The 15,044-nt window shown below is 35.6% G+C and carries 14 protein-coding genes; 12 read left to right on the forward strand and 2 right to left on the reverse strand.

Going from position 1 to position 15,044, the window contains the following annotated elements; translation table 11 throughout:
* The 9 genes from JCM9157_RS20980 to JCM9157_RS21020 all read left to right on the forward strand — a co-directional run.
* On the forward strand, nt 1-329 hold a 329-nt coding region (locus JCM9157_RS20980; RefSeq protein WP_035668004.1), incomplete at its 5' end, for an EAL domain-containing protein.
* A gap of 150 nt (nt 330-479) precedes the next feature.
* Nucleotides 480-2,525, forward strand: coding sequence for a chemotaxis protein CheA (locus tag JCM9157_RS20985; protein WP_035668006.1), 2,046 nt, complete (start codon nt 480-482; stop codon nt 2,523-2,525).
* 22 nt (nt 2,526-2,547) lie between these two features.
* Nucleotides 2,548-2,994 (forward strand): chemotaxis protein CheW, encoded by a 447-nt coding sequence (locus tag JCM9157_RS20990; protein WP_035668008.1) that lies wholly within the window; start codon nt 2,548-2,550, stop codon nt 2,992-2,994.
* A gap of 30 nt (nt 2,995-3,024) precedes the next feature.
* A complete protein-coding gene (locus JCM9157_RS20995) occupies nt 3,025-3,384 on the forward strand; it encodes a response regulator (protein ID WP_035668010.1) in 360 nt (119 codons plus the stop codon).
* Between the two features lie 191 nt (nt 3,385-3,575).
* The gene (locus JCM9157_RS21000; RefSeq protein WP_035668012.1) at nt 3,576-4,235 is read left to right on the forward strand and encodes a potassium channel family protein; all 660 of its coding nucleotides are present in this window, start codon (nt 3,576-3,578) and stop codon (nt 4,233-4,235) included.
* A 37-nt stretch (nt 4,236-4,272) separates the two neighbouring features.
* Entirely contained in the window at nt 4,273-4,764 is a 492-nt protein-coding gene (locus tag JCM9157_RS21005; protein ID WP_035668014.1) for a cation:proton antiporter regulatory subunit, read from the forward strand.
* Complete coding sequence (locus tag JCM9157_RS21010) at nt 4,761-5,939, forward strand: cation:proton antiporter (protein WP_162831778.1); 1,179 nt, start codon at nt 4,761-4,763, stop codon at nt 5,937-5,939. Before JCM9157_RS21005 ends, JCM9157_RS21010 begins: the two co-directional genes overlap by 4 nt.
* A 156-nt stretch (nt 5,940-6,095) precedes the next feature.
* A complete protein-coding gene (locus tag JCM9157_RS21015) occupies nt 6,096-6,860 on the forward strand; it encodes a (2Fe-2S)-binding protein (RefSeq protein ID WP_035668016.1) in 765 nt (254 codons plus the stop codon).
* Nucleotides 6,861-6,938: 78 nt separating this feature from the next.
* The gene (locus JCM9157_RS21020; protein ID WP_052013298.1) at nt 6,939-10,529 is read left to right on the forward strand and encodes a CheR family methyltransferase; all 3,591 of its coding nucleotides are present in this window, start codon (nt 6,939-6,941) and stop codon (nt 10,527-10,529) included.
* Between the two features lie 75 nt (nt 10,530-10,604).
* Here JCM9157_RS21020 and JCM9157_RS21025 read toward each other — a convergent pair whose 3' ends face one another.
* Together JCM9157_RS21025 and JCM9157_RS21030 are read right to left on the reverse strand one after the other, a co-directional pair.
* Nucleotides 10,605-11,240, reverse strand: a complete 636-nt coding sequence (locus JCM9157_RS21025) for a hypothetical protein (protein ID WP_035668018.1) — start codon at nt 11,238-11,240, stop codon at nt 10,605-10,607.
* Between the two features lie 24 nt (nt 11,241-11,264).
* Complete coding sequence (locus tag JCM9157_RS21030) at nt 11,265-11,915, reverse strand: cobalamin B12-binding domain-containing protein (RefSeq protein WP_035668020.1); 651 nt, start codon at nt 11,913-11,915, stop codon at nt 11,265-11,267.
* Between the two features lie 238 nt (nt 11,916-12,153).
* Here JCM9157_RS21030 and JCM9157_RS21035 point away from each other — a divergent pair, with 238 nt between their 5' ends.
* The 3 genes from JCM9157_RS21035 to JCM9157_RS21045 all read left to right on the forward strand — a co-directional run bounded on the left by JCM9157_RS21035 (nt 12,154) and on the right by JCM9157_RS21045 (nt 15,000).
* Entirely contained in the window at nt 12,154-12,450 is a 297-nt protein-coding gene (locus tag JCM9157_RS21035) for an IDEAL domain-containing protein (RefSeq protein ID WP_035668022.1), read from the forward strand.
* Between the two features lie 332 nt (nt 12,451-12,782).
* Nucleotides 12,783-13,427 carry a TetR/AcrR family transcriptional regulator gene (locus tag JCM9157_RS21040; RefSeq protein WP_035668025.1) on the forward strand — a complete coding sequence of 215 codons (645 nt, stop codon included), beginning with the start codon at nt 12,783-12,785 and terminating at the stop codon, nt 13,425-13,427.
* A gap of 22 nt (nt 13,428-13,449) precedes the next feature.
* Nucleotides 13,450-15,000 (forward strand): acyl-CoA carboxylase subunit beta, encoded by a 1,551-nt coding sequence (locus JCM9157_RS21045; protein ID WP_035668028.1) that lies wholly within the window; start codon nt 13,450-13,452, stop codon nt 14,998-15,000.
* Nucleotides 15,001-15,044: the final 44 nt, after the last annotated feature.

Consider the following 15,044-nt stretch of genomic DNA (forward strand, 5'->3'; position numbering starts at 1 on the left):
TAGGTGTTCATATTAGTTTAGATGACTTCGGTACTGGTTATAGTTCGTTGCAATATGTGAGTTCACTTCCGATACAAGAGTTGAAGATTGATCAATCTTTTGTGAGAAATATTGGCAAAGAGAAACAAAGTGAGGGAATTATCTCAATGATTATAAACCTTGCTCATACTCTTGATATTTCAGTTATCGCTGAAGGGGTAGAAACAGAAGAACAACTTTTATTTTTGAAAACACAGCGGTGCGATAAAGTTCAAGGTTATTATTTTGCTAAACCATTGAATCTGAATGACTATAAGTCATTTTTAAACGTTTTGCTCTTAAAGGACTAAGGAATAGGATAAAAAAACTATTTCAAATTTCCTAATTTCACTGCCTATTTTCTTTGAAAATATGCTATTATGAAAAAAAGCTCGTTTGTCGTTTTTGCTCAGAATGTGTAAAAACGTGACAATAAAGGGCGCATCGAGGTGAATGAAATCTTGATTAACACAGAATATTTAGATGTATTTCTTGATGAAAGTCAGGAACATCTTCAAGCCATTAATGATAATCTATTAAAATTAGAACAAACCCCTAATGACTTGTCCATTGTCGGCGAAGTATTTCGTTCTGCTCATACGTTAAAAGGAATGGCGGCAACGATGGGATTTGAGGATTTAGCTCATTTAACTCATAACATGGAAAATGTCTTGGATCTTATTCGTAACTCTAAGCTCGAAGCTACGTCAGCGGTTTTAGATGTTGTATTTTTAGCTGTAGATGATCTAGAGGCAATGGTTACAGATATTGCTACTGGTGGAGAAGGTAAAAGAGATGTTTCGGCAGTGGTACAGCAATTAGAGAAGATTGAAAAAGGCGAATCACCAACTTCGCTTGAGGCTGAATTAGAAAAGATGGTTCAACCAGAAGAAGACGCTAATGTGCTCTTGCTTGAAGAGTCATATGATGAATTTGAGCGTACAGTAATTGATCAGTCATTTGAACAAGGATACAGCGCTTATCAAATCAAGATCTCAATTGATGAAAAAGCAATGTTAAAGGCTGCTAGAGTCTTCATGGTTTTTGATGTGCTAGAGCAAGTCGGAGAAGTAATTAAATCTACTCCTTCTGCTGAGCTTCTAGAAGAGGAAAAATTTGATCAAGATTTCTTAGTAACAGTTCTTTCAAAAGTAGAAGGCGATGAGATTCAAAAACGAATTTTAAAGGTGTCAGAGATTACAAATGTAGTCGTCCAACCTATTAACTCTTCTATGATTGCGGTACCTGTTCAAGAAAAGGTTAGTGAAGTAGTGGAAGAAATGCCTCAAGTTGATGTTCCAGTTGAGTCAGTTGAACAAACTAAGGTAGAGGAACCTAAAACAAAGCAAAAAGCAGAAATGAATAAAACGATTCGTGTAAATATTGAACGATTAGATGTTCTCATGAATCTATTTGAAGAACTTGTTATTGATCGTGGGCGTTTAGAGCAAATTGCTAGTGATTTACGTAATAATGAATTAAACGAAACAGTAGAAAGAATGTCACGCATTTCTGGTGATCTTCAAGAAATTATCTTAAACATGAGAATGATGCCAGTGGAACAAGTATTTAACCGTTTCCCTCGTATGGTCCGAAGCTTGTCTAAAGATCTAAACAAAAAGGTGAATTTACAAATTGTTGGTGCGGAAACAGAACTTGATCGTACAATCATCGACGAAATTGGAGATCCACTCGTACATTTATTGCGGAATTCCATTGACCATGGTGTTGAAACACCGGATAAGCGTTTAGCTGCTGGCAAACCTGAGGAAGGTACTGTTGTACTAAAAGCTTATCACAGTGGTAATAACGTCTTTATTGAAATTGAAGATGATGGTGCAGGTATTGATCGTGATAAAGTTTTGAAAAAGGCGTTAACCAATAAAATTGTTACTGAAGAAGAAGCAAGCAAAATGTCAGATCAACAAGTTTTTGCGTTATTGTTTTCTTCAGGGTTTAGTACGGCGGAGAAAATCACGGACGTTTCAGGACGTGGAGTGGGACTTGATGTTGTTCGTAATACATTTGAATCATTAGGTGGAGTCGTGACAGTAAATTCAGTTCTTGGAAAAGGATCTGTCTTTTCTATTCGATTACCGTTAACACTCTCTATTATTGATGTGATGCTGGTTGAACTTCAAAAAGAAAAATATGCAATACCGTTATCATCTATTGTAGAGACAGCAATAGTTAATAAGACGGACGTATACAGTGCTCATAATCAAAAAGTAATCGACTTTAGAGGGAAAGTTGTTCCTCTAATATTCTTGAAGGATATTTTTGAAGTGCCTGGAGACCAAAATGAAGAGGAATTTTATTCGCTAGTCATTGTTCATAAAGGTGACAAGGTTGCTGGACTAGTCGTGGATTCCTTAATTGGGCAACATGATATCGTCCTTAAGTCACTTGGAAATTACTTAAAAGAAGTCTTTGCTATTTCTGGGGCAACAATTCTTGGCGATGGACAAGTTGCACTTATCGTTGATACGAATGCTTTAATTAAGTAGCGCATACAGAGGAGGTGCAATGATGTCGACTGAAACAGCGTTAAAACAGGAATTAAAAGTAATTGTCTTTCAATTGAAGGATGAAGAATATGCGATTGAAGTGGATTATATTCAATCCATTGAAAGAATGCAGCCAGTTACAAGAATACCACGAACGTTTCCTTTCGTAACTGGAGTCATGAACTTGCGTGGGGTCATCACACCGATTATAGATTTAAGAAAAAGGTTTGGAATTGAAGAAAAAGCCTATGATGAAGCAACTCGAATTCTCGTTATTTCAAAAGATCAACTTGAAATTGGTGTGATTGTTGACGGAGCAAATGATGTAATTGATATTCCCGTTGAGAAGATTGAACCTCCTCCTGAAGTTATAGGTGGAGTGGAAGCTGATTATCTACGTGGCGTAGTGAAGTTGGAAAAGCGTTTATTTACACTATTGAATTTAGAAAAAGTAATTCAAGAATCTTAATCTTGATCAAATTGTAATGAGGTGAAGCAAATGGCGTCGGTACTTATTGTTGATGATGCAGCTTTTATGAGAATGATGATTAAAGATATTTTATCTAAAAATGGTTTTGAAATTGCTGGAGAAGCTGCAAATGGAGCTGAAGCAGTTGAGAAATTTAAAGAAGTGAACCCTGACTTAGTGACTATGGATATCACAATGCCAGAAATGGACGGGATTCAAGCTTTAAAGGAAATCAAGCAAATTGATAGTGGAGCAAAAGTTATTATGTGTTCTGCAATGGGGCAACAATCTATGGTGATTGATGCGATTCAATCTGGAGCAAAAGATTTCATTGTAAAGCCATTCCAAGCTGACCGAGTGTTAGAAGCAATAAAAAAAGTATTAGGTTAATGAGAGAAACCCGCACTTGTGGAAACAGGTGAGGGTTTTTTTCGTCATAAAGTACGGGTTAAGAAAGTTATGAATAAGATGGTACATACTAAGAAAATACGAAGATTAGAACTAAATAAAACTGTCTTAGATGTTATAATATCCTCTTGAGACAAGCGTATACAGTTTTAGCGAATGAAGGAGAGTAAAGAATGGTAAAAAAGCAATTTGCAGTAATTGGGCTAGGTCGATTTGGAAGTAGCGTATGTAGAGAACTATATAAACTCGGCCATCAAGTTCTAGCTATAGATTCGAAAGAAGAGAAAGTTAATGAAATGACAAGGCACTCTACACATAGTGCCATTGCCAATGGTACAGATGAGAAGGCTCTTTTGTCACTTGGTATTCGTAATTTTGATTATGTTGTTGTTGCCATTGGTGATGATATACAATCAAGTATTTTATGCACATTACTGCTGAAGGAGTTTGGGGTTGAGAATGTTTGGGTAAAGGCTCAAAACTATTACCACCAAAGAGTATTAGAAAAAATAGGGGCAGATCGGATAGTTCATCCAGAGCAAGATATGGGAATAAGGATTGCACAGCATTTGACCTCTGAGAAAATTGTCGATTATATTGAATTATCAGCAGACTATAGTATTGTTGAATTAATTGCAACAAACAAAGTTGCTAATAAATCTTTGATTAATCTAGATATCCGAGCAAAATATGGTTGTACCATTCTCGGTATAAAACGGGGAGAAGATATCAACATTGCACCAACACCAACTGATCATATTGAGCAGGGTGATATTCTTATCGTCATTGGACATAAAAATGATTTAAAAAGATTTGAAGAAGAAGGAATGTAAAAAGGTCACAAACGACCGAAGGAAAGGATTTGGAACAATGGATGTAAGAATGGCGAATTTGCCTGGTATCGGGAAAAAAATGTCTATTACGACTGCACAAGGAAGCATGATCGTTTTAGTCATTCACCATACAGGGAAGAGAGAACTATATTTCTTTCAAGATGCAGATGACGATGAAGCAGATTTTGCAATAGATTTAACGGCTGACGAAACACGTGAACTTGGAGCTCAACTTCTAGGTGCCGTCTTCCAACCTGTAAGTAGTGATCAAATGAAAATTTTTAAAAGTCAAATTGTTACAGAGTGGATTGAACTTAAAAAAGATTCTCCAGTAGCGGGGAAGACGATTAAAGAACTTGAGATTAGAAAGCGTACAGGAGTTTCGATAGTAGGTATATTTAGAAAGGGAGAAGTAATTGCAAGTCCTGAAGCAACAGAACAACTTCTTGTTGGTGATACGATCATGGCAATTGGTAAGAGCGACCAAATTAACGAATTTGAACGTCTTTGTAGCGGAGAGGCGGTGTGAGTTTCTTGGAAATTCCAGAAATGTTGGGTGCGGGCTTAGTACTCATTCTTTTGTTTCTAACAGGTTTTATAGGAACAAGGTGGAAAATACCAGAAGTAATTATCTTTATTTTACTAGGGATCGCATTAGGAGGTTTTTTATCAGGATCGCATTTATTACATTTTGCTGGGGAAGTTGGAATCGTTCTGTTATTTTTTATGCTTGGGATGGAATTTCCCATTACTCAATTAGCAAACGTTGCGAAAAAAGTTACTCCTGCAGGGTCTTTAGATGTCGTATTAAGTTTTGGTGTAACTTTCTTAATTTGCATACTATTTGGATTAGATATAATTACGTCTGTTTTAATAGGTGGAGTTGTTTATGCAACAAGTTCTTCTATAACAGCCAAATTATTAGAAAGCTCTAAAAGAATGGCAAATCCTGAATCGGAATTTATTCTTGGTCTCCTAATCTTTGAAGATCTTGTTGCTCCCGTTCTTGTTGCTATTCTTGTAGGTCTTACTTCTGGAATAGATCTTACATTTAGCTCTCTTATGCTATTAATGGGGAAAGTATTTGCGCTAACACTTGGTGCGATATTAATTGGAAAATATCTATTTAGTAAGCTAGGAACTTTCTTTGATCGTCATATGAGTAAAGATATTTTTATTCTTTTCATCATTGGATTAGCACTTGCATATGGTGGTCTTGCTTTGTATTTAGATTTATCAGAAGTATTAGGGGCTTTTTTAGCAGGAATTATGTTAGCTGAGGTTAGAAGGACGCATGAACTTGAACATATGATTGTTTCTGTTAGAGATTTGATGCTTCCGTTGTTTTTCCTTTATTTTGGGACTACGATTGCATTCGATGAGGGAATTCCAATGGTCGGGTTATTAGTAATTATATTTATTTGGTCGATTGTAGCAAAAATAGCTGTTGGTATTTATGGTGGGAAATGGTTCGGTTTATCTAAACGAGTAGCTTTGCGTGCGGGCTTTTCACTTACTCAGCGGGGGGAATTTTCAATTATAATTGCTAGTTTGGCCGCAGGACCTATTAAAGCGTTCAGTAGTGTCTTTATTTTATTATCTGCTATAGTGGGAATTATCTTGTTTCAATTTGCACCCAAAATAGCAAAGAGATTATATGGAAAGAATAAACCACAAGAAAAGATAAAAGTACCTGGTACATAAATTAATAGGCTGCTAAAAAGGTGTGAAACTACCTTTTTTAGTGGCTTTTAATTTATTCCAAAAATTTCTGAGATACCTTATGCCTATAGGTTCGTCCTGCTACCAATAATTTGATATACTAGTTATAAAATGATTTTGATAGAATGGAGAAATATAGTGAAGCAAGAATTAAAAGAGATTCTTTCATCCTTTTTTGTAGAAGTAGTAGTTGACTATTCTATAGATTTGCCCGGTGTCTCCATGGTTGATATGACTGAGATCGAAGTTATAAATGACTTAGTTACTAGTAGGACTGAATGTTTTAATGCGGTAGACAAAAAAGTAGGTGGAGCTAACCTGATGAAGTGGTTTGGTAATCTAGTTACTGCTCATCTATATTTAGTTTCATTAAAAAATAAATGGTTATCTTTTGAAGGTTTAACTTTGAATGAAAACGGGAAAAACGCAATGATATATATTCTTCAACCACAGCTAGAAGACATTCCCGACGAAGAAAGAGAACAATATCTTAGAAGTAAAGTAGCAAGTTTATTTACTAAGTTAGAGCCGGTCTTTACTAATATTGCCGAAGCATCAGGATTGTCTAAACAACAAACTTGGGGCTTATTAGCAAATTCCTTTTATAACCATCTGACGAAATGGCTTTTATTAGGTGATCAACCTAAAATCGAAAGGGATGTAGAACTATTAAAATCAATCGACCTGAGTTTGGCAGGATTAAAAAGAAATCCCTATAATGTTACATTTCGATTTGTTGATAGTTGGTGGGAACCTTTAGAACCAGTTAGAATTAAGGCCGCTTGTTGTATGAGTTATTTGAAATCAGAAGGAAAGTATTGTTATTCTTGTCCTAAATTATCAAAGGACGCACGTACGGAAAGAGCTTTTCAGTTGAAAATGGCAAAAGAAAATAAAATGTAGCTGAAAAATTATTAAGGCTATGTAGTCTGATTAAGAGTAAAGCATAGCAGCAGTGGTATATGCGAGAGGAAGTGGCGGGTGAAATCTTTAATAGGTACCGAAGTAACACAGTTAAATGATAAATCTACTAATATTCAACCTTATATTGTTGGGGTTGGTGCATCTGCTGGGAGTCTTGAAGCTTTAGAACACTTATTTGAACAAGTGAATATACACTCAGGCTTGGTGTATGTTGTCATACAGCATTTATCTCCTAAATTTAAAAGTTACATGCATGAATTGCTAGGTAAGAAAACAAAGGTCGGTATTAAACATATAAAAGATGATATGCCGATTGAAATAGATACCATTTACCTTGCACCTCCACGTACGTTTATTAACATCGAAAATGGTAAGTTCAAAGTACAAGAATTATCGAATGATACAGGGTTAACTTATCCAATCGACCATTTCTTTAGTTCACTCGCAAAATATAACAAGGAAAAAAGTATAGCTGTTGTCTTATCAGGAAAAGGCAATGATGGTTCATCTGGTTTAAGCTACGTTTACGATACTGGTGGCACAGTGATTGTCCAAACGGAGGAATCTGCTAAATTCATGGAAATGCCTAATTATGCAATCCAGACAGGAAAAGTAGATCATGTTGTTCGTCCAGAAGAAATGGCATCACTTTTTGAACAAATTGTATTAGACAAGAAGATTAATTTCTCAAGTGAAGGAAAAGAAGAAGAGACTAACTTTGCATTAGAACAAATTTGCTCATTAATTCAAAGGAAAAGTGGAATTAATTTTACTAGCTATAAGCGAAACACCATTCTTCGAAGAATTGAGAAGAGAATTCAAATCAACCAATTGCCATTTACCAGTTTACTAGAGTATAAGGAGTATTTAATTAGTCATCCTGAGGAGATAATGAAATTACAACAAGACTTACTCATTAATGTGACTGAATTTTTTAGAGATGAACAAGCTTTTAAAATTATTCAAAATGAAGTCATTCCCGTTTTGATTCAGCAAAAAATCAAGCAGAATGAAAGTGATATTCGAATTTGGGTAGCTGGTTGTTCGACGGGAGAAGAAGCTTATTCCCTTGCGATTTTAATCCGTGAATATCTAGACTTAAATGACTTACATTTTCGAGTCAAGATATTTGCAACCGACTTAGATCGTGATGCGATTAAGAAGGCAAGTGCTGGCCAATACGGAGAACAAGTCATTGTGGGAATCTCCAAGGAACGCTTAGAAAGATTTTTTCAAAATACTGGGTATAACTATGTGGTCAAAAAAGAAATACGCGAGATGATTATCTTCGCTCCGCACAATATTGCTAAAGATTCTCCATTTGTGAATATTGATTTAGTTAGTTGCCGTAATATGCTAATTTATTTTCAGGCGGATTTACAGCAAAAGATTCTATCCATGTTTCATTTTGCGTTGAGGCGAGAAGGATATATGTTTTTAGGTCCTAGTGAAACAATTGGTAAACTTACTGACTTATTTCAGCCGATTCATCCAAAGTGGAAGATTTTTAAATATTTAGATACGGAGAAACAAGATTATTCGAATTTGTTAAGAACACAGACTATCAGGAGAACGGAAAAGTTGGAAGGAACCAAGATGTATACTCAATATCCAGAAGCTAATGCTACTAAACAATTAAATCCAATATACGAGACTTTATTAGAACACTTTGTATCGCCTTGCATGATCGTTAATGAGAATAACGATATCGTTTTGTCTGGTGGAAATGTGCAAAGGTTCCTAAGGATGCCAATTGGCAATGCTACCTTTAACGTTTTGAAAATGGTCTCAACTAATTTATCAGTAGCGATTGGTACAGCATTGAAAAAAGTTCGAGAAGAACAAATTGATATCCATTATGATCATATACAGGTTTTTAGCGATCAAAAAGATGAGGTTGTTGATTTAGTTGTAAAGCCATTCAAACAAAAAAATGAATCTAACACACCTTTGTGTATTGTTTTTCTAAATGAAGTAAAAAAAGAAAAAACGAAAGATCCTTCGTATGAGACGAAACAATATGACCTTGAAAAAAATGTACAACAATTAATTTCTGATCTAGAAACCGAGATTAGCTATACGAAAGAATCACTACAAACAATGATTGAGGAACTCGAGACTTCTAATGAGGAGTACCAATCCACAAATGAAGAGTTAATTGCAGCAAATGAAGAGTTGCAAAGTTCAAATGAAGAACTTCAATCAGTGAATGAAGAGCTTGTAAATGTTAACGTGGAACATGAGAAGAAAATACAAGAATTAAGAGATCTGAATAATGATATCGACAACCTATTAATCAGTACTAATATAGCTACATTATTCTTAGACGAACAGTTAAATATTAAACGTTTTACACCTGAAGTGACAAAGCTAATTAATTTACTGGATGTTGATATTGGAAGACCCCTTTCACACTTATCACATAATATGGACTTCGACCATTTAATTGAAGAAGCAAAAGATGTTTTGCAGTCACATCAAAAGAAAGAGCATTATATTGAAAGTAACGAAGGTCGATGGTATCGTTTAAGGTTACATCCATACCGTACAAAAGAAAACTTCATCCATGGAGTTGTTATAACGTTTTTAGATGTGACTGAAATGAAAATGATGAATGAAGCTTTGAAAATGAAGTCTTTTGCACTTGAACAGAGTCCTGCTAGTATTATGATGGTGGATGAAGATGGATTAATAGATTATGTGAACCATACTTATGAAAAATATGTAAAGATGGACAGGATAGATCTATTAGGTCAATCAATTTTCAACTTGTATGAAAGTGAAATAGCTCGTGAAACTTTGCAAGAAGCTTGGGAAGTTGTGAAGCAAGGGAAACGTTGGGATGGAACAAGTATGTTTGTTACAGATGGTTCTGAAAAGTGGGAACAAGTTACGTTCATGCCAATTGTAAATGAATCTTTTGAATTGAAGCGATTCTTAAGAGTTGCTGAAGACATTACTGAAAAAAGGAACACAGAAGATTTACTCAGGAAATCAGAAATGTTATCAGCACTAGGGGAAATGGCTGCAGGTATTGCTCATGAGATTCGAAACCCATTAACAGCGTTAAAAGGATTTTTACAACTCATGCAGGCTGAAGATAAGGGCGATCAGCAATATCTTGGAATTATGGCGAATGAATTCAATCGAATTGAGTTAATTATTAATGAACTTCTTGTTCTTGCACGTCCTCATGCCGTTAGATTTGAAAGACATGACATTATGTCGATCCTAAAAGATGTTATTATGCTACTTGACACTCAAGCCATTATGAACAACATAGAGCTAGTAGGTCATTTTCCAGAGCGAATCACCTATATTGAGTGTGTAGATAAAGAACTAAAACAAGTATTTATTAATATTATTCGAAATGCGATTGAAGCAATGCCTAATGGCGGGAAAATTCATATAAAAGCAGAAGTGGAGCAAGAAAAAATCACCCTGCAATTCTGTGATCAAGGAAAAGGAATTCCTGAAGATCGTCTGAAGAAAATAGGGGAACCTTTTTATACGACGAAAGAAAAAGGTACGGGGCTTGGTATGATGGTGAGTTATAAAATTATTGAAAGCCATAAAGGTCTAATGAAGTTTGATAGTGAAGTCAATGTTGGAACAGTAGTTACGGTTAGTTTACCGATAACTCAATAAAAAAAAGAGGTTTTCCTTGAACTAGAAGCTGTCTGTCCATTAGACAGAAGGGCGTTTAGTTAAGGAGCCTCTTTTTTATATGTCATGACCTTTAGGAGGGGAAACAGCAATCAAATAATGAATAATGGCACTAATACTAGTAAGTTCCGTTGTGACTAAATCAAGGTAGTCACTCTTACCTATCTCAATTAATTCTGGACGCAGAACACTAATCAAGTCTAGAACCGTGTCAATTTTGGCAGGTATGTCCTCTAGAGAACCTGCGTACTCATTAAGCGACAAACGACTTAAATCACTTAAATTGATGTTTAATAAGGAGGGAAGCATTTCTTTTCTAAGTTCAGCCTCATACCTTTTAAAGTCAACAGAGTGTAATTCTTCTCTCAATTTATGAAGTGTTTGAGTTGAGAGAAGATAATCAGATTCTTTCTCCATACATACAACGTAACCGCTTGTCCCTTCTCCTTCCCAAGAAACATAAAGTTGAAATAAGGAAATTGGGTTTGTTAATGTACGTAGATTAGTTTCAAATGACCTAGTAGTTTCTTCTAATAACAAATGACTCACTTTTTTTTGACTGCCTTCATCTACTAACACGAGAAAATTAGAGGCAGGTTCAAATATTTTAGTTACTTGATTACTATTTTCGATAATATCTAATTGTCGGTTAACTTTGAAGATAGGAATAGGAATTTCTTTATTCAAAAACAAACATTCAGCCTCCTTTACTATTAATTATAGTTGAGAAATTTGCAAAGCATCATCTTCAAACCAAAGCCTAACATCTTGAAGAGAATTAACAAATTGAATATTTTTATACATTGACAGGAAATTCGTATTGATTGTTGATCCTAACCGACTACCTATTAATATTTCAGGTTGTTCAGTCAATTGATCAAATGCATCTAAATAGATTTTAAGTTGTGGTAATTGAGTTGAGAGAGAAAGAGACATACCAACAACGTCTGGCTTAAAGTTTTGAATCGTATATAAGGCATATTCTAACGGTAAATTCGGACCTAAATATCGGCAGTTCCAGCCTTCTTCTTTGAAAAGAGAATGGACCATTTTAAGACCTAAATAATGTTCTTCCCCTTCTAAACAGAAGAACATAGCTCGTCTATGTTCTTGGTGCGATTGTACTTTTGGAAAAGCATAGCGACTAAGAACAAAGTCACAAACCCCAGTTGCAATATGTTCATCTGCTACAGTTATATCATTTTCTTCCCATAATGTACCAATATATTGCATGGCTTTAGTTAGTAATTGTTCATAAATGTAATAACTATTCATACCGGCATTCACGTGCTCTTGAATGATCATCCAGCTACCATGGATATCTCCTTGTAAAAAGGCATGAGCTAGTTGCTTACTGTTTTCTTCCATTAGGCCACTCCCTTTCACACCTTTTTCAAAGTAGAATATGTCAAAACATTTTACTATTATACTATGAAAAAGCGGGTTAAGAAAAATGACAAAGTAGTCTAGCAATTACATAACCTTTTCCCGGATTTAGAATATCTAAACCTAAAATAATAAAAATGAGAAATTCAGTTATCTAATATGTTTGAAACTTCTGCCTAATGGGTATTTTAACAATAATCACGTAATAGGAGGGATACATATGATAAATGAGTTTTCAATGAACCCTAGTGTTACAAGGCAATTAAAAGTAATAAAAAGTTTACAATCTAGATCAGAAGGCACTGTCCAATCGCTTTACGCTCAAGCAGTTCTAGAGTATTCACTATATTACTTTAAGAAGGAATTTCTTTATCAGCAAATTGATGAAGTACTTTTGAATAGAAATGAAGAACGATTTAATGAACTCGTTGTTGAGTATAATCAACTAATTGAGTCCCATCGTGATGGTAAGACAGTCAGTGAAGATGGATTTGAATTACATTTACATTTTGATTGAAGAAGATAGGATTAAATGTGTCTCACCTTACCAGCAGATTCAAGGAAGCAGCAATGGCTCCACACAAGAGGCAACCTTAAAAGGAAAAACTCCCTTTTTCAGTTGCCTTCTTTTCATCCGCTAAATAAGTGCCGTTCGTTCTTAGTCGAACACTTCTGTTGTGTTCTAGCCTCTTTTTAGTACCGAGATCACTCAAACAAAGGGAATATTCAAATAAAAATGAAAACGGTTTCAAATAATAATTGACAATAGTATGAACTTTTCGTACAATTTATACAGACTAACCAGTCGGTTGGTTTATTTATTTATATAAGAAGGAAGGTGGTGGGACGTTGAAGAAGAAGAAAAAGCCAACAAAAGAACGGATCATTGAAGCTGCATTACTTCTGTTTGAAGAAAATGGATTTCATGCTGTGACCGTTGATCGAATTGTCAAAGAAAGTGGAACTTCAAAAGGTGGATTTTATCATAACTTCAAATCAAAGGACGAACTTTTATATACTGTTCATGATTCTTTTATTACATACATCTTAGATAAAGCAGAGGACGCATATCACCGTTATTCAACGCCCGCTGAGCGCTTATTTGAAACGATAAAATCATTTGTTATGATGTTCGAATTGTATCGCCCCCATGTAACGGTCTTTTATCAGGAATCTCTCTATCTAGGTTCTGACTATTTTGATGTTATCAAGAAGAAACGTAACCGTTATAAGGAAATGATGTTTAGATTAGTAGCTGAAGGAATTGAATGCGGTGAGTTTAGAAAAGAAATTCCAGTTCCAATTACTTCGATGGCGATATTTGGTATGACTAACTGGACATACAAATGGTATAAAGAAACGGGTCGTTACTCAATCGAAGAAATAGCTAATATATATGCAGACTTAGTTATGAATGCAGTTCTAACAAAGGAAGCTAGTTTGAAGCCTGAATATGCAAGGTTTTTCCTTTTAGATAAACAAGAGATTAACTAGTTCTATTAAAGGAGGTTCTTTCATGGACATGATTGACCACATAAATAATATGGAGGATCGCAGGGAGAAAATAAAACTAGGTGGTGGCGATCAGCGGATCGAGGCTCAACACAGTAGAGGAAAATTAACAGCAAGAGAGAGAATTGATTTATTAATAGATGAAGATACATTTGTTGAGCTTAATCCATTTATTGAGTTCAGAGGGTCAAACTTCGACGCTTCAGAGGCTCCCGGTGAAGGAGTAGTGACCGGGTACGGAAAGATTAAGGGGAGGCTTGTATTTCTTTTTGCGCAGGACTTTACTGTATTTGGTGGTGCGTTAGGCGAAATGCATGCCTTGAAAATCTCAAAGATTATGGATCTAGCAGCTGAGAATGGCGCGCCGATCATTGGTTTAAATGATTCGGGTGGAGCTAGAATTCAAGAAGGTGTTCTGTCACTAGATGGCTATGGACACATTTTTTATCGAAATTCTATTTATTCAGGTGTTGTTCCGCAAATTTCAGTTATTTTAGGGCCTTGTGCTGGAGGAGCCGTTTATTCACCTGCCATCACTGATTTTGTGTTCATGGTTGAGAAAACATCACAGATGTTTATTACAGGACCAAAAGTAATTGAAAGTGTTACAGGAGCAAAAATTAACTCAGAAGACTTAGGTGGAGCTAAAGTTCATTCAAGTGTAAGCGGAAATGCTCATTTTACTGGTGAAACGGAACAAGAAGTGTTAGAGCAGGTTAGAAAGTTAATTGAATTTTTACCTTCTAACTTTGAAGAACGCGCACAGAAAGTTGAACCAGAGCATAAGCGTCCAGTACAAGAGAGAATTCAAGAGCTAATTGATGTTGTTCCCGTTGATGGAACGAAAGTCTACGATGTTCGGAATGTAATTAAGAAGATCATAGATGATGAAAATTTCATTGAGGTTCAGCCAGCTTTTGCTAAAAATATTGTTATAGGTTTCGGTAGGATTGAAGGAGAAACCGTTGGGATTGTCGCTAATAACCCAAAGATGATGGCAGGCGGTTTGGATATTAATTCATCAGATAAATGCTCTAGGTTTATTCGTTTTTGTGATTGCTTTAATATCCCATTAATTACATTCGAAGATGTGAGCGGTTTCATACCGGGTGTGCAACAAGAGCATGGTGGGATTATAAGGCATGGGGCGAAAATATTATACGCTTATTCAGAAGCGACAGTCCCCAAAATTACAGTTATCTTAAGGAAGGCTTTTGGAGGAGCTTATGTAGCTTTAAACAGTAAAGCGATCGGAGCGGACTTAGTATTTGCATGGCCCAATGCTGAGATTGCCGTAATGGGCCCAGAAGGAGCGGCTACGATTATATTCGCTAAAGAAATAAAAGAAAGTCCAGATCCGGTCGAAACCAGACAACGTAAAATAGATGAATACCGATCCAAATTCGCCAATCCATATGTAGCAGCAGCAAACGGTATGGTTGACGATGTAATTGACCCACGTGACACAAGAAAAAGCCTCATCCAAGGCTTAGAAATGCTTAGAAATAAAAAGAAACAACTCCCCAAAAAGAAACACGGCAACATCCCCCTATAGTATAGATCCCTTCAAAAAGGCGAACTTCCTTTTTGGAAGGGACC

Origin of the sequence: Halalkalibacter akibai JCM 9157 (assembly GCF_000513135.1) — a bacterium.
Classification (GTDB): domain Bacteria; phylum Bacillota; class Bacilli; order Bacillales; family Bacillaceae_D; genus Halalkalibacter; species Halalkalibacter akibai.

Coding starts and splice junctions, on each gene's coding strand:
- JCM9157_RS21045 (WP_035668028.1), top strand. CDS start 13,450: ATGGACATGATTGACCACATAAATAATATGGAGGATCGCAGGGAGAAA.
- JCM9157_RS21000 (WP_035668012.1), top strand. CDS start 3,576: ATGGTAAAAAAGCAATTTGCAGTAATTGGGCTAGGTCGATTTGGAAGT.
- JCM9157_RS21035 (WP_035668022.1), top strand. CDS start 12,154: ATGATAAATGAGTTTTCAATGAACCCTAGTGTTACAAGGCAATTAAAA.
- JCM9157_RS21030 (WP_035668020.1), bottom strand. CDS start 11,915: ATGGAAGAAAACAGTAAGCAACTAGCTCATGCCTTTTTACAAGGAGAT.
- JCM9157_RS20995 (WP_035668010.1), top strand. CDS start 3,025: ATGGCGTCGGTACTTATTGTTGATGATGCAGCTTTTATGAGAATGATG.
- JCM9157_RS21005 (WP_035668014.1), top strand. CDS start 4,273: ATGGATGTAAGAATGGCGAATTTGCCTGGTATCGGGAAAAAAATGTCT.
- JCM9157_RS20990 (WP_035668008.1), top strand. CDS start 2,548: ATGTCGACTGAAACAGCGTTAAAACAGGAATTAAAAGTAATTGTCTTT.